Origin of the sequence: Pseudomonas saliphila, assembly GCF_008638345.1 — a bacterium.
Classification (GTDB): Bacteria; Pseudomonadota; Gammaproteobacteria; order Pseudomonadales; family Pseudomonadaceae; genus Halopseudomonas; species Halopseudomonas saliphila.
This window is the reverse complement of sequence record NZ_VTVA01000001.1, coordinates 361,175-383,987: the sequence shown is the minus strand read 5'-3', so window position 1 is coordinate 383,987 and position 22,813 is coordinate 361,175. Positions and strand designations below refer to the sequence as shown.

Below are 22,813 nucleotides of genomic sequence, written 5' to 3'. Positions count from 1 at the left end.
TTTCACGGTCCCGGGTTCGACCAGATCAGGAAAAGAAACAACGTTCCGCAAATCGACAGGAGCCTGAAATGATCAAACTATACGGCACACCCCCAACCCGCCTGCTACGCGTTACCTGGTTGCTTAATGAGCTGGGTCTGGAATACGAGTCGCACCCGATTGACCTGATGAAAGGTGAGCATTTACAGCCGGACTTTCTGGCGCTCAACCCTGCCGCCAAGGTCCCCGTACTGGTTGACGGCAGTCTGGTGTTGACTGAGTCGTCTGCCATACAGCTTTATCTGGCGGAAAAATATCCAGAGGCCGGGTTCATTCCGCAGACGCTGGAAGACAGAGCCCAGATGTATCGATGGATTTTCTTCCTGGTGACGGAAATCGAGCAGCCGCTGTGGCGCATCGCCCGTCAGACCTTTATCTATCCGGAAGAGCGGCGTTCTCCTGGCGACGTGGAAAAAGCGCGGGAGGAGTGCCTGGAAATGGTGGCAGTACTGGAGCGCCACATGGCGCAGCGGGAATTTATCGTCGCCGACCGCCTGACCGTGGCCGACTTCAATGCCGCCTACACACTGGACTGGGCCAACGAAGAGAAGATGCTCGAAAGCGCACCAAGGCTGAGCGCCTACCTGAAGACCATGTATTCACGCCCCACGGCGCCGCAGACTATCGCGGAGGCGTTTGCGGCGGGGGAAGGTTAGGATTAGGCAGTATCACTTTGAGTTCGGACCAAATGGGGCCTGGCACGCTGGCTGATCCCAGATAATTGATTCACCGTCGCTGCTCCGACTATGGTGTAAATGAGCTGGAGAGTGAGCGAAAGCCGCCTAGGGTGCTCGGCCTCTTCAGCCGTTGGTGCCCTCATCCGGCCTCGACGATCACAATCCCTTCGTTCTTGGCCTAGACAGGAAAGCTCCATGACAGCCTATGTAATCACCTACCTCGACGTCACCGACGCCGAGGCCTTTGCGGAATATCAGGCCGTAGCGTTCCCAACGATCGAGCCGCACGGCGGGCGACTGTTGGCCTCGGGGGATAAACTTGAAGTCATGGAAGGCATACTCCGTCCGCAAACAGTGGTGATCATCGCGTTCGATTCGATCGCGCAGGCGAAGAAATGGTACGCCTCGCCGGAGTACGCGGAGACGATTCCGATGCGTCAGCGTGCGGCAAGCGCGAGCATGATTTTCGTGGAGGGCTTGCCGCCGAAGCTCGGCTAAGGAGTGTATCGAGCACTGATTGGCCTTGACGCGTTCAAATGCCATATCCAGGCTGCAGTTGATGTATGGGGAAAAGCTTTTGACTGACGATGAGATAGCGGCGTTCAGCGAAGAGGCCAGAGCGGCTGCAGACAGATGGTTGAGCTTCTTGAACGAACGGGACGACTGACCACGCAGTCTGCACAGAAGGCCCCGCGTCAGCGGCCTGCCTGGGGTGTTCTTTACTTCAACTGTTCGCGCACGATCTCTTCGACCTTGCCGCGCAGCCGGTTGCGCAGTTCGGCTTCGATGGCAGGGATCATGTCGTCAATTACATCCTGCAACACCATCTGCACTTCCGAGCGCAACCGTTCCTCCAGTCGAAATTCCTTGGCGCCGGTAGGCGGTTCTTCAGTGGCTTCCGGCTGCGGCAGGTACTCGGCCATCAGCTTGTCGAGATGGATGCGTTCCTGAGCCAGGCGCGCAAGCGAATCGTAGGGCAGGAAGGGGTTGGCCGACTGCTCGGCGGCGATCGGTGTCAGCTGATAGGGCGGCGACTCGGGTTCGGTCGGTGCTTGGGGTGGCTCTGCTGGCTCTGCGGACTCAGGCCCAGGCTCGATAAATACATCCTGCAGCAGCGGTATGTCGAGTTCCGAAAGGTCGAGCTCCTCCTCGGAATGCACTTCCGGGTGCTCATCCAGCAGCGTACGGATGGACTCGAGGTCCTTCAGCAGGCGTGAGGGTTCATCGGAATCGTGCGTCATGGTCATGGTGCCACGCGGATTGAGTGTGAATTTAAAGGATAGCCCCGTTCGCGGTAGAAGCGAAAGCGGTCCCGGGCGGGAACGCGAACGCTATCATGCTCGACGATTATCTCGGCCAGACGGCTGAAACGGCTGAAAAACTGCGGTGTGGCATCGGTGACATTGATCAGCAGATCGTGGTGCGGCGAGGGATCGTCTCCGCTGCCGCAGACCACGGGCTCATCTGGATGGTCACTGTGCAGTCCGTGGGGCACAAAGCTGTCGGCGCGGAACGACCAGAGCAGGTTATCCAGCTCTGCGGCCTGCTCCTCGCTGGCGCAATGCAGATACACCTTGTGCCCCTTGCCCCACGCCTTGTGGGCCAACCGACAGGCGTAATCCAGGCGTGCGCCAGGTTGGTCGCTGGACAGGAGATAAAAATCGATACGGGTCATAGTCCTCGCCGTCCGGTGATCAACAATGTGCCTTCCAGCTTTTAGACCTGCGCCTGATTCAGCAGATACTGGGTCAATAACGGTACCGGCCGTCCGGTTGCGCCTTTTTCCTTGCCGCCGCTGATCCAGGCCGTGCCGGCGATGTCCAGGTGCGCCCAGGGGTAGGCCTTGGTGAAGCGCGACAGGAAGCAGGCGGCGGTGATGGTGCCAGCCTTGGGCCCGCCGATGTTGGCGATATCGGCGAAGGGGCTGTCGAGCTGCTCCTGATATTCATCAAACAGCGGCAGTTGCCAGGCGCGATCGTCGGACTGCTTGCCGGCGTCGAGCAATTTGCCGATCAGCTCGTCGTTATTGCCCAGCAAGCCGGTGGTGTGGCTGCCAAGAGCGACAATACAGGCACCGGTCAGGGTAGCGATGTCCACCACGCTGGCGGGTTTGAAGCGTTCGGCGTAGGTCAGCGCATCGCACAGTACCAAGCGGCCTTCGGCGTCGGTGTTGAGCACTTCGATGGTCTGGCCGGACATGCTGGTGACGATGTCGCCGGGCTTGGTAGCCGTGCCACTGGGCATGTTCTCTGCGGCGGCAATCAGGCCGACGATATTGATCGGCAGACGCATGCTGACAGCGGCCTTGAGCACGCCAAACACCGTGGCCGCGCCACACATGTCGTATTTCATCTCGTCCATGCCGCTGCCGGGCTTGAGGCTGATGCCGCCGGTATCGAAGGTGATGCCCTTGCCGACCAGTACGTGGGGCTGGTCCTTCGGCTTGCCGCCCTGGTAGCTGAAGCGAATCAGCTTGGCGGGTTCTGCGCTGCCGGCACTGACTGACAGCAGCGAGCCCATGCCCAGCGCTTTCATGTCCTTCTCGTCGAGAATTTCGATATCGAGCTCGGGGTGTTGCTTGCCCAGGACCTTGGCTTCTTTTGCCAGGAAGGTCGGGGTACATACGTTGCCGGGCAGGTTGCCCAGGGTACGGGTCAGGTCGGTACCGTCGCTGATGGCCTGGCCATGGGCAACGCCGCGGCTCAGTGCATCGCCATCGGATTTGTCCGCAGACCACATCAGGACTTTCTTCAGGCGCGGCTTGGTGGCCTTCTTGCTCTTGAACTGGTCGAACTGATACAGGCTCTCGCGCGCGGTTTCGACCAGCAGGCGGGTGCGGCTGTAGAGGTCGCGCTGCTTGACCGGCAGGGCAGCGAAGGTAAACAGGGCATCGGTAGCGCCGCCGTCCTTGAGCACGGCCATGACTTTTTGTACCAGTTTGCGGTAGCTGCGGTCGTTCAGTTCGTCTTCTTTACCGTAGCCTGCCAGCAGCACGCGCTGGGCCGAGATACCGGGGAGACCGAACAGCATCAAGGTCTGGCCGGCCTTGCCACTGATGTCGCCGTGCTTGACCGCCAGGCTGATCTGGCCGCCGCAGGCCCGGTCGAGTTCCGCCGCCGCGCCGGCCAGTTTGCCCGACTCATTGATGGCTACTACGACGCAACCGGTTTTTATTGTTTCAAGTGTGCCGTGCTTGACGTTGAACTCCATGGTGCTCCTCAAGACAAATCGTGTTGTTTGACTGATAATGCAGGCCCTTACCCGCCTGAGACCAAGCGGGTGGTGTGTTGCAACCAGGTGTGCTTTCCCTGCATTCTGGCCTATTCCCGTGTGCCCATAAAGCCCTGGAGCCAAGGAAGTTACTGTGATTGTCTTTCGTTATTTAAGCCGTGAGGTCCTTATGACGCTCACCGCGGTCAGCGGCGTGCTGTTGCTGATCATCATGAGTGGGCGTTTCATCAAATATCTTGCGCAGGCTGCGGCCGGACAACTGGATCCGGGTGTGCTGTTTGTCATCATGGCCTACCGGTTGCCCGGCTTCATGGTGCTGATTGTGCCGCTGGGCATGTTTCTCGCCATTCTGCTGGCGTACGGGCGGCTGCATCTGGAAAGCGAGATGACGGTGTTGTCCGCCACCGGTATCAGTGACCGCAAGATTCTCGGCTACACCCAGGGGCCGGCATTGCTGGTGGCGCTGCTGGTTGGCTTGCTCAGCCTGTGGGTAGCGCCGGCAGGCGTGGTCAAGACCCAGCAGCTGTTCAATGAGCAGGACGCGATGACCGAATTCGATACCCTGGCGGCTGGGCGATTCCAGTCGGTGGGCAAGGATGCGCAGCGGGTGACCTATGCTGGTGGTCTGTCGGACGACCGCACCGAGCTGCAAGAGGTGTTTATTGCCGAGAAATCCGGCTCTGGCGAGGATGCCAATATTGGCGTGCTGATCGCGGAGGGTGGTCGACAGCAGATGAACCCGGACGGCAGCCGTTATCTGGTGCTCAATGATGGCTACCGCTATGACGGCACGCCGGGTCAGGCGGATTTTCGTCGGATCGAATACGAGACCTATGGCGTGCTGTTGCCCAAGCCCGAGGTAGTGACCGAAATCACCGATCGTGAGGCAATCCCCACTCGGCAGCTGATAGGCGACCCTGATCTACGTACGCGCGCCGAGCTGCAATGGCGTATCGCTCTACCGATTCTGGTGCCCATTGTGGCCTTCTTCGCGGTACCGCTGGCGCGGGTCAATCCGCGGCAAGGGCGCTTCCTCAAACTGCTGCCCGCGGTACTGCTGTACATGTCCTATCTGGCGCTGCTGATCAGCGCACGTGGCTGGATGGAATCAGGGCGCGTCCCCGCGATACTCGGACTCTGGTGGGTGCATGTGCTGTTCCTGGCAATCGGCGTAGGGCTGAATTATCGCTCACTGTTCGCCCGCAGCACTCCAAGGAGACGCAATTATGCGGCGGCTTGATCGATATATCGGCAATTCGGTGCTGTCGAGTGTGGTGCTGGTATCGCTGATTGTGCTGGGTCTTGATGTGCTGTTTGCCTACATCGGTGAGCTGGAAGATCTGGAGGGCGGCTACGGCGCTGTCCAGGCGCTTGGCTACGTGGTACTCACTCTGCCGCGTCGGCTGTATGACCTGTTGCCAGTGGCGGTACTGGTTGGCTGTCTGGTGGGGCTGGGTACCTTGGCCAGCAACTCCGAGCTGACCGTCATGCGCGCTGCGGGAGTATCGGTTGCACGCATCATCGGTGCGGTGATGAAACCGCTGGCGGTGGTGATGCTGGCAGGTGTGCTGCTCGGCGAATACGCCGCGCCCTACACTGAAAGTTTGGCGGAAAGCCGCCGGGCTATTGCGGTGGGCAGTGGCGAGGCGATCAAGTCCAAGGGTTTGTGGCATCGCGAAGGCAACGATTTTATCCATATCAATGCCGTGCAGCCTGACGGCCAGCTGTATGGCATTACCCGTTACCGCTTCAATGAAGACCGCGAATTGCAGGAGTCCAGCTTTGCTGCCCGGGCAACGGTGCACGAGGAGGATTGGCTCCTGGAAGAGGTCAAGCTGACGCGTTTCCTGGACACGGGGTTGAGTGAGGTCGATACGCTGGAGCAGCAGCGTTGGGATGTGGGCCTGTCCCATGAGCTGCTGCGGGTGGTGCTGCTTGATCCGGACGTACTGCCGATCAGCGGGCTGTGGCGCTATCAGCAATATTTGGCCGAACAGGAGCTCGATAGCAGCGCTTACTGGCTGTCGTTCTGGAAGAAGGTGTTCCAGCCGGTGACCACTGCGGCGCTGGTGTTTGTGGCGATATCCTTCATTTTCGGCCCGCTGCGGTCGGTCACTCTCGGTCAGCGTGTGTTCACCGGGGTGCTGGTGGGTTTCAGCTTCCGCATCGTGCAGGATCTGCTCGGGCCATCCAGCCTGGTGTTTGGTTTTTCGCCGCTGATCGCGGTGTTATCGCCGATCCTTGTGTTGGTCTTGATGGGTGTGGTGCTGATTCGTCGGGCGGGGTGATGCTGGCGGGTTCTTCGTGGCAGGAGAATCCGCTATCGCGCCGGGTCGGCCCTCCCACGGGAAAATCTGTGCCAGCCGACAATTTCCGAGTTTTAAGTTAAGTGAGGTGCAGTCTGCAAATAGCAGGCAGCGCCGGGTTGGCCAGCCAAAAAACTCATTTGATATCAATATGATATAAAGCATGACCAGTTATCATTTACCCAATCGGGTGAGATAAACCGGCTCTGTTATCCGCTACTTTCTGCCCCGCCATGAGCGCTGTTGTTGGTTCTGACCATTGAGCTCAATTCAGAAACCCCAACACAGAGACGACAATGCACTCACCCCTATTGAAACTCAGCACCCTGACACTCGGTCTCGTATTGGCCGCTGGCGCCTACGCGTTCAACCCAGGCAATCCCGGGAACGGAAGCAACCCAGGCGGTGATCAACCCGTCGAATCCGGCTTTCCGTCAGTGGGCAACTTTGCAGCGTCCGGCTCGTTCGCGACCACCAGCGCGTCTGAAGGACCTTCTTGCACTGTCTACCGTCCACGTACCCTGGGCGAGAATGATCTGAAACACCCGATCATCCTCTGGGGTAACGGTACGGGCACCGCTCCAAGCGGTTATTCCGCGCTGCTTAATCACTGGGCCAGCCATGGTTTCGTGGTCGCCGCAGCCAATACCACCAACGCCGGCTCCGGCCAGGAAATGATCGCCTGTCTGGATTATCTGGTTGAGCAGAACGGCCGCGGCTCCGGCCCCTATGCCGGCAAGCTGAACCTGGACGCTGTCGGTTCATCCGGTCACTCCCAGGGGGGAGGGGGCTCGATCATGGCCGGTCAGGACAGCCGCGTTACCGCGACCGCACCGTTCCAGCCGTTCGTTCTGGGTCTGGGGCACCGCAGAGCGTCGCAGTCCAACCAGAACGGTCCTATGTTTCTGATGACCGGCAGCGCTGACACCCTCGCGGGTTCCGAAGCCAACGGCCGTCCGGTATTCAGCAATGCCAACGTTCCGGTGTTCTGGGGTGAGTTGCAGGGCGCCAGCCACTTTGTGCCGGCCTTCAACGGCGGCGGTTTCCGTGGGCCATCCACCGCCTGGTATCGCTACCAGCTGATGGGCGACAAGAATGCCGAAAGCACCTTCTATGGTCCGGATTGCACGCTCTGCACCAGCAGCGAATGGAAGGTGCAAAAGAAGGGCATCGAGTGATCTGAATCCTGGGTTTATGCCAAAGGGGCTGGCCGTTTCGCGGCCAGCCCTTTTTTGTGGTGGTTAATACCGTATGGCTGGGTTTATTGAACCCGTCTTGATGGGGTCGCTATGACCCTCTGCAATCTAATTAATTGATTCATATCAAATTTAGGATTGGCACGGTTAATGACTGTAACTCCGTACATTAATCATTCAGAGTTGTTCATGAAAAAATCAATGGTGTCAGTCGCCGCTATCCTGTTGTTATCGAGCAGCCTGGTTCAGGCGGATCAGGTAGTAGAGGCGAAGGAAGATCGTATGGTGGGCGGTGGATTCGGCGGGCTCACCGGCTTTATGGTCGGCGGCGCGGTGGGCGGTCCGATCGGCGCTCTGGTGGGTGGCGGCCTGGGTTACTTCGGTGGCAAAGGGGCTCAGCAGGCCGCCGGGCTCGACCAGACGCTCTATGTCATTCAGGCCGAGGACGGTAGCCTGAACCGCGTGCGAACCTCTTCAGCCGATGGTTTTGCGGTAGGCGAAGCGGTAAACCGCGACGGCTCCAACCTGAGCGCAATGAATCACTGAGATTTTGATTTTCAGATGTTTATCCACGGATCTCCAGCGGCTACCCGACCCCAAGGGGGATCGGGTACATGCTGCTGAACGATTGAATTAGGGGGCGCTGGCAGTGGTCTTGCTATCCCGGCGCGCGACGCCAAGCTCGCCCAGCGTAGCCGCCATATCCTCGGCTGAGGTGGCGGGCTCAACGTCGGTATCGATCTTCAGAATCCGACCATCCTGGTCGATGTAGAAGGTATGCCGTTTTGCATAGCCGAGCATGTGCAGCACGTCATACGCCTTGGCGACTGATTTGTCCTCGTCACTCAACAACGGAAAATCGGCACCGGTCTCTGCGGCAAACTCCTTGTTCTTTGCCAGGGGGTCGACACTGGCCATGAAGTAGGTAACGTCGTATTCGCGAATCAGATGGCCGTTTTCTGCCAGGGATTTGCATTCGATGGTGCAGCCGGACGTGAAGGCCCGCGGAAACCAGGCCAGCACCACCGCTTGCTCGCCACGATAGTCGGCCAGGCGATACGTTTCGCCATCCGCTCCCGGCAGCTCGAAGTCGGGCGCCATGTCGCCCACTTCCAATGCACTCGCCGTCGCAGCGGCCAAGCTCAGGCAAGTCCCTAACAGCAATGCTTTAACTGATGTGTTCATGTCACTTTCTCCTTATCGATCCGGGTTGGCTTACTCGCCAACCTGAACGAGCGAAGGCACCGATAAACCATAGCTGTGCACGGGCACAAGCGCCACTGGCAAGGCCTGCGTTCAGGCGTCAGGCCACGGTCAACTGTTACCTGTTTATATCCATGTTCCTGGTTTCCTTGCCAATCACCAGTGCGAGCAGGGTGATTGCGGCCATCGATGCGAGGTAAACCCCGACCAGGAACGGACTGCCATCACCCACACTCCATAGCCACACGGCGATGAAGGGTGCGACAGCGGCGCCGAGAATGGACGATACGTTGTAGGAAATGCCAGAACCGGTGTAGCGCACGTTGGTCGGAAACAGCTCCGGAAGCAGGGCGCCCATCGGGCCGAAGGTCATTCCCATCAGACTGAACCCCAGTACCAGCCAGAGCATCACGCCGACAAAGCCCATCGACAGCAGCGGCACCCATAGCAAAGCAAACAGAATGATCGCCAGGGTCACGCAGATCAGCGTCTTGCGTCTGCCCCAACGGTCCGCCAACACGCCAGACAGCAGGGTGAAGATGCCGAAAAACACAACGCCGAAGATCAGCATCAACACAAAGTTGTTATAGCTGTAGCCAAGACCGGAGAGCTGGCCGGGTGCAGGGTCAATCGGCGCGCGGCCATAGCTCAGGGAGAAGGTCGTCATCAGATAGAAGAGTACGTAGGTGGCGAGCATGTAGAAGGTGCCGAGAACCAGTTCGCGCCAGTTTTTACGGACTACTTCGCCGAGTGGCAGCTTGACGACTTTGCCCGCGGAGACCGTCTTGGCAAACGTGGTGCTTTCCACCAGGTTGAGGCGAATCCACAAGCCGATGATCACCATGACCGCGGAAAACAGGAACGGAATCCGCCAGCCCCAATCGAGGAAAGCTTCGGATGGGCGCGATGGATCATCTGATGGCAGCATCGCTGCAACGATCAGGAACAGCCCGTTAGCGATGATGAAGCCCAGGGGCGCGCCCAGTTGCGGGAAAGTACCGAACAACGCGCGTTTGCCCGCCGGTGCGTTTTCCGTGGCGACCAGCGCCGCGCCGGACCACTCGCCACCAATGGCAAAACCCTGCGCCAGACGGAGGATGACCAGCGCCAGCGGCGCAAGCCAGCCAATGCTGTGGTAGGTCGGCAGCAGCCCGATCAGAAAGGTGGCGATGCCCATGGTCAGCAGGGCATAGATGAGCGTGGTTTTGCGTCCGACCTTGTCACCCAGGTGCCCGAAGAACACCGCACCAAGCGGACGTGCAATCATCGCGGCGCCAAAGATGGCGAAGGACGCCAGCAGTGCAGCCGTCTCGTTGCCTGATGGGAAAAACAGATGCGGAAAGACCAGAACGGCAGCCGTTGCGTACACGTAAAAGTCATAGAATTCGATGGTTGTGCCGATCAAGCTGGCGAACAGCACCCGCGAACGGGAATTGGCTGGTGCTTGCACGGTATCGGCAGTGGCGATGGCGTCGGACATGGGCTGCTTATATCTGGAGTGGAGGAAAGGCCGTAGGGCGCGATGAGGCGCTATTTTCACTGATCAACCGCGTTAAGGGTAGCGCTCGCTCGAAAACCAGACCTGCTGTCCTGCGGACAGCGTCGCCGCGAGGGCGCACCTCCTACGAAAACCAGCCTCCAACCTGAACCATCACCTCTCCACCAACCCCAGCCTCCCATCTGTGGTCAACCGATACCGCGCAAAATCCTCTGCCAGAAACAAACTGCCCGAATAGGTGGCGGCGGCCTCGTTGCGAATGTCGTCAATGGATGGGCTGCGTTCGGGGTGGGCCTGATAGCGGGCGCTGAAATGCGTCAGCACCAGATGCGGTATGCCGGTTTGCTGGGCAAAGGCGGCCACGGCGGCGGCGGTGCTGTGACCGAAATTGGCACGGTCGTTTTCGGCAATGGCCTGGGTGTAGGTGGATTCATGCACCAATACTTGCGCGCCTTCGCAGGCCTGCGCCAATAGCTCGGGCTTGTCGTTGTCGCCACCCACCACGATGCGCCGGGGCGTGCGGTTGAAGATCAGATACTCATCGCTGTAGAGCGTGCGGCCCTCATATTCAACATCAAAACCGCGCGCCAGCTGACCCCATAGCGGACCGCGCGGAATGCCCTGGGCATCGAGCTTGTCGATATTGAGCTGCGGGTCCGGCCTGGCTTCGGTGAAGCGATAGCCGTAGCTGGGCACGCGATGGGAGAGGGCAATGGATTCGGCGCGCAGAGTGTTGTTGCGCCATTCACCCAGGGATTCGCTCGCATGGAAGACCAGTTCGAAGGACAGGTAGCTATGGCTGAAGCGCAGGCTGGCGTCGATCCATTCGCTGATGCCTGCCGGGGCAATGATATCCAGCGGCCGGGTCCGGCCCGACATGCCGGCGCTGGCCAGCAAGCCTGGCAGGCCGAAGCAATGATCACCATGCACATGGGTGATGAATATGCCGCGCAGGGCATGCAGAGAAAGCGGGGTGCGCAGCAGCTGATGCTGTGTGGCCTCGCCGCAGTCGATCAGGTACCAGCCCTTGCCGGTGGTTTCGGTCAGCGCCAATCCACTGACATTACGTGAGCGGGTTGGCGTACCGGATGAGGTGCCGAGGAATAACAGGTCCAAGCGGGGCTCCCGTTCCAGCAGCGGCTCCGAACGCAAATGCTCGGTTCGCCGACATCAGATGACGTGCTGCAGATGAGTGTTGCTGGCGCCACTGTAGCGCCCCAATGCCGCGTATCGCTACTGGCTGGACTGCTGAGTCTCTACCGGCAGTCGTCGGATGGGCAAGCAGGCGTGAATTGACGCTGCCATAGTAGATCCATGACCTGTGCAACCTTTCGCTTCTATGCCCAATTGGACCGCTTTCTGCCGGGTGACCGGCGGGGGCGCGCATTCGATATCAGCTGCGCCGAGCGATCGACCGTCAAGCACATGATTGAAGCGCTGGGTGTGCCACATACCGAAGTTGCCCTGGTGATTGCCAACGATACGCCAGCGGGGCTCGACCGGTTAATCGCCGAGGGCGACCGAATAGCCCTGTACCCCAAGTTCGAGTCACTGGATGTCTCTGCCATCAGTGCCACTGCGCCTCGCCCACCCGGTCCACCGCGGTTTGTGGCCGACTCGCATCTTGGCGCACTGGCCCGGCTGCTGCGTATGGCCGGGTTCGACACGCTGTATGACAATCACTACGCCGATGCAGCAATCGTTGAGTTGGCCCAGGCCGAGCAGCGCATCGTGCTGACCCGTGATCGCGAGCTGCTCAAGCGACAGGCAGTCGTCCATGGCTGCTTTGTTCATACGCTCAAGCCGGCAGCCCAGTTGCGGGAGCTGTATGAACGGTTCGATCTGGCAGCTGCAGCGCAGCCTTTCAGGTTGTGCATGGATTGCAACCTGCCGCTGCGCGGAATTCCAAAACAGCAGGTACGCGAACGGGTACCTGCCCGTGTGCAGGCGCGCCACGAACTCTTCTTTACCTGCGACCAGTGCGAACGGGTGTTCTGGGAGGGTACGCATTGGCGCGCCATGCGCCAGGTGCTGGATGCGTTATCGGCAGCAAAGTGAGCGGTTGCCGCTCCTGGAGAGGCGGGCAACGCATAGCTTCAGGGTTTTTTTACGGGCTTGGGCAGCAGTACGACGCGAGTGCCTGAGGCGATATCCTGCCAGGTGCGTCCCTCACGATCCCAGAGTGCCCACAACACACCCAGGCCGCCGCACAGCCAGGCTGGAATGGCGACCAGAAAGCGGATCACCGCCTGCTTCCAGGTAATCGCAAGCCCGCCTGGCTGTTGCACGCGCAATCGCCATACCTGCATGCCGAGGGTCTGGCCACTCAGCGTCCAGAACAGGCCAAAGAAGGCCAGCAGACTCAGCAGCATGATCAGGCTGAGGATCGGGTCCTGATCGAGCGCGCCGGATTCAGACATGCCCTGCAGGGTCTGCGCACCGTATATCTGGCGCAGTATCCCTTGCTGATAGGCCAGCGTCAGCACCATGATCATCGCCAGGCTCAGCAGAAAATCATAGAAGGCGCTGGCAAGGCGACGAATCAGGCCGGGCGCCGGAAAATCTCCGGCAGGTATCAACTGCTTGGCCGCCATGCGGGCTCCGGTTACGGTTACGTTCAACGCCGGCTCAATGGCTGGCGCTCGAAGGACACGCCGGCGAGACCCTGTTGCATCAAGGCGCGAATATTGGCATGGCTGTCACCGTCGGGGTCGGCCAGTACGGATCGATAATGTTCGGCGAAGCACTGCAGGGCCTGCTCGTCCGTCAGGCCCAGATCCAGTGCCATCGCCAACACCTTGCAGGAGCCCTGATTCTGCTCGGCGCTGTTATGCACAGACCCGTTATCGAATGCGCTGGGTTGGTATTCGTAATGCTCATCGATGAATGCGAGGGTATCGACAAACTGATGTTGCGGCGTACCGAGCTGCGCCAGAAAACCTGCTGGAGTCATGCCTTATCCTGCTTTGACTGGTCGAATGCGGCCTGCTGGGCAGGCGTGGCGTCCTTCTGATATTTGGCTTTCCACTCCGCATAGGGCATACCGTAGATGGCTACGCGGGCTTCGTCCGGAGTGACGGCAATATCCATGTCGTCTGCGGCGTTCTTGTACCACTTGGCCAGGCAGTTGCGGCAGAACCCGGCCAGGTTCATCAGATCGATATTCTGTACATCCTTGCGGCTGTTCAGATGGCTCACCAGATTACGGAAGGCTGCGGCTTCTACTTCGAGGCGCTCTTGCTTCGTCATGGTTCTACTCCGGATGGGTCAGGGCGTGCTTGCTCGGATAATACTGAGGGAAGAACCGGCCAGCAATCGCTTGCCAGCGCTTCGTGTTCAGGAGCTGATTCAGCGCCTGCGCCATCCTGGCTGTTTATTCCCTGCCGGCACTGAGAGTGATGGAAACCGACTCGGCAAAGCGTAGCGCATGCGGCTTGTCCACCTCTACCTCGGCATACCGTACCTGCGGGTACCGCATGACTATGTCCAGCAGCTCCTGGGTCAGTCGTTCCAGCAGGGCGAAGCGGTTTTCTTCGACGTGGCTGATCAGCGCTTTGGTGACGGTGCGGTAGTTCAGCGCATGGTCAATCTCGTTGACCTGCACCGCGCCCATGGCCGGGTAGAGGATGGTGACGTTGATCACCACGTCCTGCCGGTTGCGCACCTCGTCGTCGTTGATGCCGATAAAGGTGCGCAAGCGCAGGTCCTTGATACGGATGCGTGCCAATCCGGGAGTCAGCGTATGCATAATCCTACCTTGCGATCAGTTGCAGGAATTCCTGCCGGGTCGAGCCGGACGTGCGGAACGACCCGAGCATGACGGACGTATGCATCGAGGAATTCTGCTTCTCCACGCCGCGCATCATCATGCACATGTGCTTGGCTTCGATCACCACTGCCACGCCGGCGGCATGGGTGACACTCTGCATGGCGTCGGCGATTTCCCGGGTGAGGTTTTCCTGGATCTGCAGCCGGCGCGCATACATGTCGACGATACGCGCTACCTTGGAAAGGCCGATGACCTTGCCGGTGGGCATGTAGGCGACGTGCGCCTTGCCGATGAAGGGCAGCATATGATGCTCGCACATCGAGTACAGCTCGATGTCCTTGACGATGACCATCTCGTCATTGTCGGACTCGAACAAGGCGCCGTTGACGATTTCCTCCAGCGACTGCTCATAGCCACGGCAGAGAAACTGCATTGCCTTGGCTGCACGCTGGGGCGTGCCTTGCAGTCCGCCGCGCAGGGGGTCTTCACCGAGGTTGGTGAGGATTTCGTGGTAATTCTGGGTCAGTTTTTCCAGGCTCATCGGGGTGCTCTCATGCAATCATTTGAGGTGCCTGCCGCCATTGAGCTGCAGGCAGGTACCAGTTGTATAGGGTGAATCCATCAGATAGCGGATGGACTGATACACCACGTCGGGGCCGGGCTCGATACCCAGAGCGGACTTGCTCAGCGCTTTGGCGCGGTAGTTGGCATCGTCCCGCTGGTTGAACATGATCAGCGCTGGGGCGATCGAATTGACCTTGATATTCGGAGCCAGGCGCGCAGCGAAGGATAGCGTCAAGGATTCGAGCCCTGCCTTGCTGGCGCAGTAACCGGTGTGCTTGGCGCTGCCGCGGCGCACGACATCATCGGTAATGTGGATGATATCGGCAGCCTTGCCGGGATCGAACAGATCGGCGCAGGCTTCATTGAGCATATAAGGCGCCTGCATGTGCACCATGAACATCTGCTCGAAAGCATCGGGCTCGCCGTCGTCGAGCCATAGCGAGGCATTGTGAATCAAGGCCCGCAGCCGAAGCTGACGGTCCGTCAGCTCACCGATCAGAGCCTGAATGCCGGCGCGCGTGGAGAAGTCGGCCTGGATCACGTCAATACCCTGCAGCGGCGCTGTTGCCCATTCGGGGCGCAGTTGGCGACAGGTGATAATGACATCGTAACCGTCGTCAACCAGACGCCGCGCGCAATGCAGACCTACCCGTTGGGCGCCCCCTGTAATGACAACAGTCGGCCTGTTGCTCATCGCCTTTCTCCCTGCGGTGCATCGCTTACGTTGCTGGTGTAACGGTCGTTACGCTCGGCCGGGGATATTAACATGCCTTGTGCCGCAGAGGGCCGGTGCGACCGAGCATAGTATTTACGGCATAATGCGCGTTTTCCAAACAATGGCAGGGGGAACAATGCATCTGGGGATAATAAGCGGTTCGGTTTTCGGCACGGCTGATCTGGTTGCCGACGAAGCGGCCACGCACTGTGAGGCGGCCGGGCTGCAGGTTACCCGCATCAAGCAGCCAACGGTCGATGCGCTGCTGGGCGCGTCGGTGGATGCCCTGCTGGTGGTATGCTCGACGACTGGCATGGGCGAAGTCCCAGAGACCCTGATGCCTTTTTATCTGGAGATGCAGGATCGCTTTCCGCTGCTGACCGGCGTTCCCTTCGGTGTGATTGCGCTGGGCGACGCGGGTTATGGCGATACGTTCTGTCAGGGTGGTCAGCAGGTCAGGGAATTGTTGCAGGAATTGCAGGGCCGCGAAGCGATCGCGATGCTGGAGCTGGATGCCAGCGAGACCGTCACACCGGAAACCGATGCCTTGCCCTGGCTGGATGCGTTCATCAAGCAACTGAAAAGCGCCTGACAGGCGCTATTCAGCCTCTTCCAGCGTGGCGCTGCCAACGGCCAGACGGGTCAGCGCTGGCTCATCGAGAATGACGATCTCACCATAATTGATTTGCAGCCAACCGGCCTGCTCCAGGCGCTTGAGCAACCTGTTGATGCTCTGGCGCGAACTGTTGAGCATCAATCCCAGTGCTTCCTGGGAGAGCTGGATCGACGGCCGTGCTTCTTCACTGCGGGTCTCGCCATAGGCATGCGCGTGCGTCAGCAACCGTTTGGCCAGCCGTGACGGCAAGGGCAATAACGCGCTGTCCTCCAGCATGGAAAAGGACAGGCGCAGTCGCCGGCAGAGCAGGCGCATGAAGTGCGGATACAACTCCGGGCGCCGCTCAAGCAGCTGGTGAAAGCCCTGGCGCGGAATCATCAGCAGTTCGGTGGCGCCGCTGGCATGGGCGTCGTGGGTTCTTGGCAGGCCATCGAACAATGAGATCTCGCCAAACCAGCTTCCGGGGCTGAGTACGGTCAGCAGCGCTTCACGGCCATCGGCGCCGGTATTGCTGATTCTCACCGCGCCAGAGATCACGCCGTACAGCCCGTCGGGCGGATCATCCTTGGCATGCAGGCGCTCGCCGTCGCCCAGGGCTCGCACGCGCGCCAGGCTGAGCATATCCTCGAGACAATCGGCCGGCAGCTCGCGCAGCCAGCGATTACGCTGTATCAAACCTGCATATCGGCCTGTCTCGCCGCTGGACACTGTCTTCTGCTTGACAGTCCTTTTAGCTGCCACTCTCTAGACTCCTGCTACTGTGAATAATCGCGAGTATGCCGCAAGACGCCATTTGGCGCCCGGCTTCTGTGAACAAGAGGAACACATCCATGAACGCAATCCAGTCCCTTGAGAATCTTGATGTGAAGGCGCAGGTCAGCGCGGAAGAATGGCAAGCGCGGGTAGACCTGGCGGCCTGTTACCGCCTGATTGCCATGTATGGCTGGGATGATGTGGTGTTCACCCACGTTTCGGCGAAGATACCCGGCACTGAGCATTTCCTGATCAACCCGTACGGGCTGATGTTCGAGGAGATAACTGCCTCGAGCCTGGTGAAGATCGATCTGCAGGGCAACAAGCTGATGGAGTCGCCGTTCGAGATCAACCCCGCCGGTTTCACCATCCATAGCGCGGTGCATGAAGTACGTCATGAAGCCGGTTGCGTGATGCATACGCATACCCCGGAAGGCGTGGGCGTATCCTGCCAGAAGGACGGGATTCTGCCGATCTCGCAGCAGGCGCTGTTCGTGCTGTGCAGCCTGGCGTATCACGATTACGAAGGCGTCGCGTTGAACGAGGACGAGAAGAGCAGACTGCAGGCTCACCTCGGCCGCGCCAATAACCTGGTGCTGCGTAATCACGGCCTGCTGACCTGTGGTCGCAGTATTTCCGATGCCTTCCTGACCATGTACACCCTGCAGCGCTGCTGTGAAATTCAGGTCGCAGCGCAGGCTGGCGGCAGTGAACTGACCACCATTTCCCAGACCATTCTCGACGGCGCCGTGGAAAGCATGCGCAAGGTTACCCGCGGCGCCGGCAGTGGTATCGCCTGGCCGGCGTTGCTGCGCAAGATCCAGCGGGTTAACCCGGGATTTGATGTTTGAGCCATTCGGTCGAGGGCATCGATCTGGACAGCTGGGTCGAGCAAGCCCAGATCTTCGATTTCGACGGCCATCAGATCCGCTATTGGGCGGCGGGGGAGGGCGAGCCGCTGCTGTTGATTCACGGATTTCCCTCCGGCTCCTGGGATTGGCAATACCTGTGGCGCCCGCTCGCCCAACGTTACCGGGTGATTGCCTGTGACATGCTCGGCTTCGGTTTTTCCGCCAAGCCGCGCGGTCACCGCTATAGCCTGATCCAGCAGGCCGAGCTGCAACAGGCATTGATGGCGCATCTCGGTATCGAGCGCTACCACGTGCTGGCGCATGATTACGGCGACAGCGTGGCGCAGGAATTGCTGTCGCGGGACGGGGCAGGACCGCCGTTCCTGGCCAGCCTGTGTTTTCTCAACGGGGGGTTGTTCCCGGAAACCCACCGTCCGGTGCTGCTGCAAACACTGCTGATGAGTCCGCTGGGGTTTCTGATAAGCAAAGGCTTCAGCCGCAACAAGCTGAAGCAGAATTTCGGACGCGTATTCGGTCCGGATACCCAGCCGTCCGAGCAGGAGCTTGATGGGTTCTGGGAGATGATCGTCCACAACGACGGGCCGGCAGTGATGCACCGGCTGATTCGCTATATGTCTGAGCGCAAGGTGCACCGCGAGCGCTGGGTCGCAGCCATGCAACAGACCCAGGTACCGATGCGCGTCATAGACGGTGCGGTGGATCCTGTTTCGGGGGCGCATATGGTTGCCCGCTACCGTGAGGTGATCGCGCGGGCCGATACCGTGCTGCTGGACGGCATCGGCCACTATCCACAGGTCGAAGCGCCGGAGCAGGTGCTGGCGGCATATCTGGCGTTTCGTTCGGCACCGGCTGAAGCCGCTTGAGCAACCGTTAGAAGGGTGCCGGTACGCGCCGCGAACGTGCGGCGCGTTTTCATTTTAGTTAACGCTGCTCTTCGCGCAGAAATACCAGCTTGTTTGGCGATGAGCTGGCGGAATTGAAGCGGTATCCATCCAGACCGAAATCCTTCAGGCCTTCCGGATCGGTCAGACGTTCCTTGATCACATAGCGGGCCATCAGGCCGCGGGCTTTTTTCGCGTAGAAACTGATGATCTTGTACTCGCCGTTCTTGCGATCCTTGAACACGGTATCGATCACCCGGGCATTCAGCGCTTTGGGTTTTACCGCGCCGAAATACTCCTGGGACGCCAGATTCAATAGCACGTCGTCGCCCTGTTCGGCCAGATCCTTGTTCAACCATTCGCTGATGCGCTCGCCCCAGAAGGCGTACAGATCCTTGCCCCGCGAATTGGACAGCTTGGTGCCCATTTCCAGCCGATAGGGCTGCATCCGATCGAGCGGACGCAGCAGACCATAAAGGCCTGAGAGCATGCGCAGATGCTTTTGGGCAAACTCGAAATCTGCTTTGCTGAAGTCCTCGGCTGCGAGTCCGGTATATACGTCGCCTTTGAAGGCGAGAAGCGCCTGCTTGCTGTTTTTCGCAGTGAATTTCTCGGCCCAGCTGCCATAGCGGGCGACGTTCAGCGCGGCCAGCTTGTCAGACAGTTTCATCAGCTCGGCGATGTCCTGCACGGACTTGTCCTGCAGGATTTCAATCAGCTCGTTGCTGTGCTCCAGATACCGCGGCAGTGTGTGGCGCTCGGCCGCGGGCGGGGTTTCGTAATCCAGGGTCTTGGCGGGGGAAATCACCATCAGCATGACAGACAGCTCCTAGTCGCATAGTGCTGGCTATTATGCCGCAAGAAGGAGGTGATCAGGGCTTATGGGGTTAATAGGTCTGGGCTATTAAGTTTGAAGCTGGCGCCCAACTGCAAGTGGCCGGGAAGTCCCGGCACTTGCAGTCGTGGTTCCGATCAGAGATGCGTCTCGGCATATTCCGCCAATATCGAGCGCGGTACACCCTGCAGGTGGATGTGCACGCCGTGGGGGAAGTCCTTGAAGCACTCGGTCAGGTAGGTGAGCCCTGAACTGGTGGCGTTCAGGTAAGGTGTGTCGATCTGCGCCAGGTTGCCGAGGCAAACCACTTTGGAGCCGGCGCCGGCGCGGGTGATGATGGTCTTGATCTGGTGCGGGGTGAGGTTCTGGCTCTCATCGATCATGATGAGACTCTGCTGGAAGCTGCGACCCCGGATGTAGTTCAGCGATTTGAACTGCAGGGGCACCCGGTCGAGGATGTAATCCACGCTGCCATGGGTGCATTCATCGTCCATATGCAGGGCTTCAAGGTTGTCGGTAATAGCGCCCAGCCAGGGCTCCATTTTCTCCCGCTCGGTACCCGGCAGGAAGCCGATGTCCTCGTCGAGCCCCTGGGTGCTGCGGGTGGCGATGATGCGCCGATAGGTCTTGCTGACCATGGTCTGCTCGATGGCAGCCGCCAGGGCCAGGATGGTTTTACCCGAGCCTGCCGCCCCGGTCAGGTTGACCAGGTGAATGTCCGGATCGAGCAAGGCGAACAGCGCCAGCGACTGGAATACATCACGCGGGCGCAGGCCCCAGGCTTCCTGATGCAGCAGCGGTTCCTGATGCAGGTCCTGCAGCATCACGCGCCCGCCCTCGCGGGATCTGACCCAGCCGACAAAACCCTGGCCATCAACGATGAAGTCGTTGATGTGCAGCCCGGGAATCGGCGCGCTGAGTTCTACTTGGTGCATCGTCTTGCCCAGGCGTTGCTGGGTTTCGACCTTGGTCACGCCATCCCAGAACGAGCCTTCAAGCTCATGGTATCCCCGGGCGAGCAAGGAGATGTCGTCGAGCAACTGATCGGTCTGATAGTCCTCCGCGTCGATTCCACATGCACGCGCCTTGAGCCGCATGTTAATGTCCTTGGATACCAGCACGATGCGGTTGTCAGGGTGGCGCTGCTGGAGTTGGCACAGCTGGTTGATGATCTTGTTGTCGTTGATGTCATTGGGCAGGCAGTGGGAGGGGATGGGTGCCTTGTCCATGAGTATTGCGAGGGTGCCGATGTTGCCGAGTTTGCCGCGTTGGATGGGAACGCCTTGTTCAACCAGGTCGGGGGGAGAGTCTGCCAGTGTGTGATCTATCTGGCGTATGGCCTGGCGACAATCTGCTGCTGTGCTGGTCTTGCCAGACTTGAGTTTGTCGAGTTCTTCCAGAACGGTCATCGGGATGATGACGTGGTGTTCTTCAAAGTTGAGTAGCGCGTTTGGGTCGTGTATCAGGACGTTGGTATCAAGGACGTAGTAGGAGTGTCGGGTTCGTCCGGACGCTTCCATATGCCATCACCTCGCAGGCCGAATATACGTGGCTGTATCAGACGTTAACTCTACGCCTGGCAGTCCGTAGGGCCGACTCTGGGAGGCCTGTCAGTATCATGGGATCACCGTCAGGCTTCCGGTCGGTTAATTTGTGTATAGCGCAGGAAAGATGACATTCACAAGCACCTGAGTGATGTTTGTGAAATAAACGGGCAAATTGACAGACGGCGATTTTCAGCGGCTGCGTTAGCGCGCTATATTGGTGGGCCAGGTCGGGTTTGGGTGGTGATTTGCTCTAAATCGGCTGGCCTATCGGCCAGATCGCCGCGGGTCGCGCCTCCCACGAATTACTCCGAAGTCGCTACGACCTTTTTTGGAAGGGGGCGACCGCCGCTACGGTTCGGCGTGATCGCGCTTCCCAGGGGTTTAGTGCCTGGACTCCGAACAATCACACAGTTTCATTGCCAGTGCTCGGAGTAACCTGTGANAGTTTCATTGCCAGTGCTCGGAGTAACCTGTGAGAGGGGCGACTCGCCGCGATCGGCGTCCGCAGGACGCCTTGTCTTTGTCTCAACGCCGACGCTGCCTATCCCCAGAAGGCCTCGAACGCTTGCGATTGGCCGCAGCGGCGGCGCCTTGTGCCGCTTCATTGGCATCGCTGGCAGCCTTTTCCTCGGTGGTCTGGTTGCGGCGCGGAACGGGTTTCAGATATATCTCTTCAGGCGGCAGACATTCCAGTTTGCTGCCGAGCATTTCTTCAATCGGTGGCACCTGGAATGCATCATCCTCGCCGGCAAAGCTGATCGAAGTCCCCTTGGCGCCAGCGCGGCCGGTACGGCCGATGCGGTGCACATAATCCTCTGCATCATCCGGCAGCGTGTAATTGATCACATGGCTGATGCCGTCGATATGAATCCCGCGGCCCGCGACATCAGTGGCCACCAGCACCCGTAGTTTGCCATCGCGGAAGTTGTCCAGCGTGCGGACCCGCTTGTGCTGCGGCACATCGCCGGACAGCTGGGCGGCATCGACGCCATCACGGACCAGCCGTTCCTGAATGCGGCGCACCTCATCCTTGCGGTTGGCAAATACCATGACCCGCTCCAGCTCCAGCTGGGTGACCAGGTTGTAGAGCAGGGTGTACTTGTCCTTGCCGCTGACGGCGTAGACCTTCTGGGTGATGTTCTCCGAGGCGGGGCGTTCGGGTTCAATCTCGACCACCGCCGGATTATCGGTCCACTGCTGAGCCAGGTTCATCACGTCGTCGCTGAAGGTGGCGGAGAACAGCAGCGTCTGCCGGTCACCCTTGCGTGGGGTCTGGCGGATGATTTGGCGTACCTGGGGGATGAAGCCCATATCGAGCATGCGATCGGCTTCGTCCAGTATCAGCACTTCGACCAGGTCCAGATGGACTTCGCCGCGGTTGCAGAAGTCCAGCAAGCGTCCCGGCGTGGCAACCAGAATGTCGCAATAGGTGTTTTCCAGCTGACGGATCTGCTTTTCGAAATCCATGCCGCCGACAAAGCCCATGACGTTCAGCGAGCAGTGTTTGGTCAGGCCCACGGCGTCATTGGCGATCTGCATGACCAGCTCGCGGGTCGGCGCAATGATCAGCGCCCGCGGCTCGCCCATGAAGCGCTCATCTGGTGGAGGTGTTTCCAGCAGCTGGGTGATAGTCGAGATGAGAAACGCCGCGGTCTTGCCGGTGCCGGTTTGCGCGCGGCCGATGGCGTCATGGCCCTTGAGCGTATTGCCCAGCACCTCAGCCTGAATCGGCGTGCAGTAGCTGAAACCCTGCTCGTTGATGGCGCGCATCAAGCAGTCGGGCAGCGGGAAATCATGAAAACGCGTCTTGCCTTCCATCGGCTCCACAGCGAAGTCTGCAAGCGACCAGGGCTTGGCTTCGGCGGGCGGAGACTGACGAGGAGCACGTGGCGCAGCGCTACGCTTGGGCTTGGACCGGGGCGGCGTGGACGGCTCGGTACTCGCGGGCGCAGAGGTCTGGTTGGTTACCGGTGCGGCTTGGGGCGTTGCGTTGGCCGACTCGACATGCGGCGCGGGCGTCTCTCCGGGTTTGAACAACTTCTTTAGTGCTTTGAGCACAGGCGTCTCTCGATCTGGCGTGTGGATAATAATTGGCCAGTGTAAAGCAAGCC

At 59.6% G+C, this 22,813-nt stretch carries 26 protein-coding genes; 10 read left to right on the top strand and 16 right to left on the bottom strand.

The features are described 5' to 3' along the window. Positions 1-68: 68 nt before the first annotated feature. Both FHK95_RS01770 and FHK95_RS01765 read left to right on the top strand, forming a co-directional pair. On the top strand, positions 69-695 hold the full coding sequence (locus tag FHK95_RS01770; protein ID WP_150302861.1) for a glutathione S-transferase family protein: 627 nt from the start codon (positions 69-71) through the stop codon (positions 693-695). A 216-nt stretch (positions 696-911) separates the two neighbouring features. After that, the gene (locus tag FHK95_RS01765; protein ID WP_178114679.1) at positions 912-1,214 is read left to right on the top strand and encodes a DUF1330 domain-containing protein; all 303 of its coding nucleotides are present in this window, start codon (positions 912-914) and stop codon (positions 1,212-1,214) included. Positions 1,215-1,435: 221 nt separating this feature from the next. Here the strand turns inward: FHK95_RS01765 and FHK95_RS01760 are convergent, their stop codons facing one another. Genes FHK95_RS01760 through FHK95_RS01750 form a run of 3 tightly spaced genes read right to left on the bottom strand, consistent with a single transcriptional unit; the run spans position 1,436 to position 3,926 of the window. After that, the gene (locus FHK95_RS01760) at positions 1,436-1,957 is read right to left on the bottom strand and encodes a hypothetical protein (RefSeq protein WP_150302859.1); all 522 of its coding nucleotides are present in this window, start codon (positions 1,955-1,957) and stop codon (positions 1,436-1,438) included. Between the two features lie 2 nt (positions 1,958-1,959). Beyond that, on the bottom strand, positions 1,960-2,391 hold the full coding sequence (locus FHK95_RS01755; protein WP_150302858.1) for a DNA polymerase III subunit chi: 432 nt from the start codon (positions 2,389-2,391) through the stop codon (positions 1,960-1,962). Positions 2,392-2,432: 41 nt separating this feature from the next. Beyond that, entirely contained in the window at positions 2,433-3,926 is a 1,494-nt protein-coding gene (locus FHK95_RS01750; RefSeq protein WP_150302857.1) for a leucyl aminopeptidase, read from the bottom strand. A gap of 154 nt (positions 3,927-4,080) precedes the next feature. On the opposite strand from FHK95_RS01750, the gene lptF reads away from it, so the two are divergent. The 4 genes from lptF (at position 4,081) to FHK95_RS01730 (ending at position 7,995) form a co-directional block, all read left to right on the top strand. After that, the gene (lptF, locus tag FHK95_RS01745; protein ID WP_150302856.1) at positions 4,081-5,187 is read left to right on the top strand and encodes an LPS export ABC transporter permease LptF; all 1,107 of its coding nucleotides are present in this window, start codon (positions 4,081-4,083) and stop codon (positions 5,185-5,187) included. After that, on the top strand, positions 5,174-6,235 hold the full coding sequence (gene lptG / locus FHK95_RS01740; RefSeq protein WP_150302855.1) for an LPS export ABC transporter permease LptG: 1,062 nt from the start codon (positions 5,174-5,176) through the stop codon (positions 6,233-6,235). Before lptF ends, lptG begins: the two co-directional genes overlap by 14 nt. Before the next feature lie 314 nt (positions 6,236-6,549). Then, entirely contained in the window at positions 6,550-7,431 is an 882-nt protein-coding gene (locus tag FHK95_RS01735) for a poly(ethylene terephthalate) hydrolase family protein (RefSeq protein ID WP_150302854.1), read from the top strand. A 207-nt stretch (positions 7,432-7,638) separates the two neighbouring features. Then, positions 7,639-7,995, top strand: coding sequence for a hypothetical protein (locus FHK95_RS01730; RefSeq protein WP_150302853.1), 357 nt, complete (start codon positions 7,639-7,641; stop codon positions 7,993-7,995). A gap of 87 nt (positions 7,996-8,082) precedes the next feature. Here the strand turns inward: FHK95_RS01730 and FHK95_RS01725 are convergent, their stop codons facing one another. From FHK95_RS01725 to FHK95_RS01715, 3 genes are all read right to left on the bottom strand, one after another. Continuing rightward, positions 8,083-8,634, bottom strand: a complete 552-nt coding sequence (locus FHK95_RS01725; protein ID WP_150302852.1) for a peroxiredoxin — start codon at positions 8,632-8,634, stop codon at positions 8,083-8,085. Positions 8,635-8,770: 136 nt separating this feature from the next. After that, positions 8,771-10,132, bottom strand: a complete 1,362-nt coding sequence (locus tag FHK95_RS01720; RefSeq protein ID WP_150302851.1) for an MFS transporter — start codon at positions 10,130-10,132, stop codon at positions 8,771-8,773. Positions 10,133-10,303: 171 nt separating this feature from the next. Continuing rightward, positions 10,304-11,266: a ribonuclease Z gene (locus tag FHK95_RS01715; protein WP_150302850.1), complete on the bottom strand. Its 963-nt coding sequence runs from the start codon at positions 11,264-11,266 to the stop codon at positions 10,304-10,306. Positions 11,267-11,464: 198 nt separating this feature from the next. On the opposite strand from FHK95_RS01715, the gene FHK95_RS01710 reads away from it, so the two are divergent. Further along, a complete protein-coding gene (locus tag FHK95_RS01710; RefSeq protein WP_150302849.1) occupies positions 11,465-12,208 on the top strand; it encodes a Mut7-C RNAse domain-containing protein in 744 nt (247 codons plus the stop codon). 38 nt (positions 12,209-12,246) lie between these two features. Here FHK95_RS01710 and FHK95_RS01705 read toward each other — a convergent pair whose 3' ends face one another. The 6 genes from FHK95_RS01705 to folM form a co-directional block, all read right to left on the bottom strand. Then, positions 12,247-12,744 (bottom strand): RDD family protein, encoded by a 498-nt coding sequence (locus FHK95_RS01705; RefSeq protein ID WP_150302848.1) that lies wholly within the window; start codon positions 12,742-12,744, stop codon positions 12,247-12,249. A gap of 23 nt (positions 12,745-12,767) precedes the next feature. Then, on the bottom strand, positions 12,768-13,103 hold the full coding sequence (locus FHK95_RS01700) for a HopJ type III effector protein (protein WP_150302847.1): 336 nt from the start codon (positions 13,101-13,103) through the stop codon (positions 12,768-12,770). Next, positions 13,100-13,399 carry a DUF1244 domain-containing protein gene (locus FHK95_RS01695; protein WP_150302846.1) on the bottom strand — a complete coding sequence of 100 codons (300 nt, stop codon included), beginning with the start codon at positions 13,397-13,399 and terminating at the stop codon, positions 13,100-13,102. Before FHK95_RS01695 ends, FHK95_RS01700 begins: the two co-directional genes overlap by 4 nt. A gap of 124 nt (positions 13,400-13,523) precedes the next feature. Then, positions 13,524-13,898, bottom strand: a complete 375-nt coding sequence (gene folX / locus FHK95_RS01690; RefSeq protein WP_150302845.1) for a dihydroneopterin triphosphate 2'-epimerase — start codon at positions 13,896-13,898, stop codon at positions 13,524-13,526. A 4-nt stretch (positions 13,899-13,902) separates the two neighbouring features. Next, on the bottom strand, positions 13,903-14,460 hold the full coding sequence (gene folE, locus FHK95_RS01685) for a GTP cyclohydrolase I FolE (RefSeq protein ID WP_150302844.1): 558 nt from the start codon (positions 14,458-14,460) through the stop codon (positions 13,903-13,905). Between the two features lie 18 nt (positions 14,461-14,478). Further along, the gene (gene folM / locus FHK95_RS01680) at positions 14,479-15,177 is read right to left on the bottom strand and encodes a dihydromonapterin reductase (protein WP_150302843.1); all 699 of its coding nucleotides are present in this window, start codon (positions 15,175-15,177) and stop codon (positions 14,479-14,481) included. A 157-nt stretch (positions 15,178-15,334) separates the two neighbouring features. On the opposite strand from folM, the gene FHK95_RS01675 reads away from it, so the two are divergent. Then, positions 15,335-15,790, top strand: coding sequence for a flavodoxin domain-containing protein (locus FHK95_RS01675; RefSeq protein WP_150302842.1), 456 nt, complete (start codon positions 15,335-15,337; stop codon positions 15,788-15,790). A gap of 6 nt (positions 15,791-15,796) precedes the next feature. Here the strand turns inward: FHK95_RS01675 and FHK95_RS01670 are convergent, their stop codons facing one another. Further along, positions 15,797-16,555 carry a Crp/Fnr family transcriptional regulator gene (locus tag FHK95_RS01670; protein WP_150302841.1) on the bottom strand — a complete coding sequence of 253 codons (759 nt, stop codon included), beginning with the start codon at positions 16,553-16,555 and terminating at the stop codon, positions 15,797-15,799. Positions 16,556-16,644: 89 nt separating this feature from the next. Here FHK95_RS01670 and FHK95_RS01665 point away from each other — a divergent pair, with 89 nt between their 5' ends. After that, a complete protein-coding gene (locus FHK95_RS01665; RefSeq protein WP_150302840.1) occupies positions 16,645-17,418 on the top strand; it encodes a class II aldolase/adducin family protein in 774 nt (257 codons plus the stop codon). After that, positions 17,415-18,302 carry an alpha/beta fold hydrolase gene (locus FHK95_RS01660; protein WP_150302839.1) on the top strand — a complete coding sequence of 296 codons (888 nt, stop codon included), beginning with the start codon at positions 17,415-17,417 and terminating at the stop codon, positions 18,300-18,302. The genes FHK95_RS01665 and FHK95_RS01660 overlap by 4 nt, the downstream gene beginning before the upstream one ends. A gap of 58 nt (positions 18,303-18,360) precedes the next feature. On the opposite strand, the gene yaaA is transcribed toward FHK95_RS01660, so the two are convergent. From yaaA to rhlB, 3 genes are all read right to left on the bottom strand, one after another. Next, a complete protein-coding gene (gene yaaA, locus FHK95_RS01655; protein WP_150302838.1) occupies positions 18,361-19,137 on the bottom strand; it encodes a peroxide stress protein YaaA in 777 nt (258 codons plus the stop codon). 155 nt (positions 19,138-19,292) lie between these two features. Next, on the bottom strand, positions 19,293-20,675 hold the full coding sequence (locus FHK95_RS01650) for a PhoH family protein (RefSeq protein ID WP_150302837.1): 1,383 nt from the start codon (positions 20,673-20,675) through the stop codon (positions 19,293-19,295). Positions 20,676-21,227: 552 nt separating this feature from the next. Next, positions 21,228-22,760, bottom strand: a complete 1,533-nt coding sequence (rhlB, locus tag FHK95_RS01645; protein ID WP_150302836.1) for an ATP-dependent RNA helicase RhlB — start codon at positions 22,758-22,760, stop codon at positions 21,228-21,230. Between the last annotated feature and the right edge of the window lie 53 nt (positions 22,761-22,813).

Coding starts and splice junctions, on each gene's coding strand:
- FHK95_RS01770 (WP_150302861.1), top strand. CDS start 69: ATGATCAAACTATACGGCACACCCCCAACCCGCCTGCTACGCGTTACC.
- FHK95_RS01765 (WP_178114679.1), top strand. CDS start 912: ATGACAGCCTATGTAATCACCTACCTCGACGTCACCGACGCCGAGGCC.
- FHK95_RS01760 (WP_150302859.1), bottom strand. CDS start 1,957: ATGACGCACGATTCCGATGAACCCTCACGCCTGCTGAAGGACCTCGAG.
- FHK95_RS01755 (WP_150302858.1), bottom strand. CDS start 2,391: ATGACCCGTATCGATTTTTATCTCCTGTCCAGCGACCAACCTGGCGCA.
- FHK95_RS01750 (WP_150302857.1), bottom strand. CDS start 3,926: ATGGAGTTCAACGTCAAGCACGGCACACTTGAAACAATAAAAACCGGT.
- lptG (WP_150302855.1), top strand. CDS start 5,174: ATGCGGCGGCTTGATCGATATATCGGCAATTCGGTGCTGTCGAGTGTG.
- FHK95_RS01735 (WP_150302854.1), top strand. CDS start 6,550: ATGCACTCACCCCTATTGAAACTCAGCACCCTGACACTCGGTCTCGTA.
- FHK95_RS01730 (WP_150302853.1), top strand. CDS start 7,639: ATGAAAAAATCAATGGTGTCAGTCGCCGCTATCCTGTTGTTATCGAGC.
- FHK95_RS01725 (WP_150302852.1), bottom strand. CDS start 8,634: ATGAACACATCAGTTAAAGCATTGCTGTTAGGGACTTGCCTGAGCTTG.
- FHK95_RS01720 (WP_150302851.1), bottom strand. CDS start 10,132: ATGTCCGACGCCATCGCCACTGCCGATACCGTGCAAGCACCAGCCAAT.
- FHK95_RS01710 (WP_150302849.1), top strand. CDS start 11,465: ATGACCTGTGCAACCTTTCGCTTCTATGCCCAATTGGACCGCTTTCTG.
- FHK95_RS01705 (WP_150302848.1), bottom strand. CDS start 12,744: ATGGCGGCCAAGCAGTTGATACCTGCCGGAGATTTTCCGGCGCCCGGC.
- FHK95_RS01700 (WP_150302847.1), bottom strand. CDS start 13,103: ATGACTCCAGCAGGTTTTCTGGCGCAGCTCGGTACGCCGCAACATCAG.
- FHK95_RS01695 (WP_150302846.1), bottom strand. CDS start 13,399: ATGACGAAGCAAGAGCGCCTCGAAGTAGAAGCCGCAGCCTTCCGTAAT.
- folX (WP_150302845.1), bottom strand. CDS start 13,898: ATGCATACGCTGACTCCCGGATTGGCACGCATCCGTATCAAGGACCTG.
- folE (WP_150302844.1), bottom strand. CDS start 14,460: ATGAGCCTGGAAAAACTGACCCAGAATTACCACGAAATCCTCACCAAC.
- folM (WP_150302843.1), bottom strand. CDS start 15,177: ATGAGCAACAGGCCGACTGTTGTCATTACAGGGGGCGCCCAACGGGTA.
- FHK95_RS01675 (WP_150302842.1), top strand. CDS start 15,335: ATGCATCTGGGGATAATAAGCGGTTCGGTTTTCGGCACGGCTGATCTG.
- FHK95_RS01665 (WP_150302840.1), top strand. CDS start 16,645: ATGAACGCAATCCAGTCCCTTGAGAATCTTGATGTGAAGGCGCAGGTC.
- yaaA (WP_150302838.1), bottom strand. CDS start 19,137: ATGCTGATGGTGATTTCCCCCGCCAAGACCCTGGATTACGAAACCCCG.
- FHK95_RS01650 (WP_150302837.1), bottom strand. CDS start 20,675: ATGGAAGCGTCCGGACGAACCCGACACTCCTACTACGTCCTTGATACC.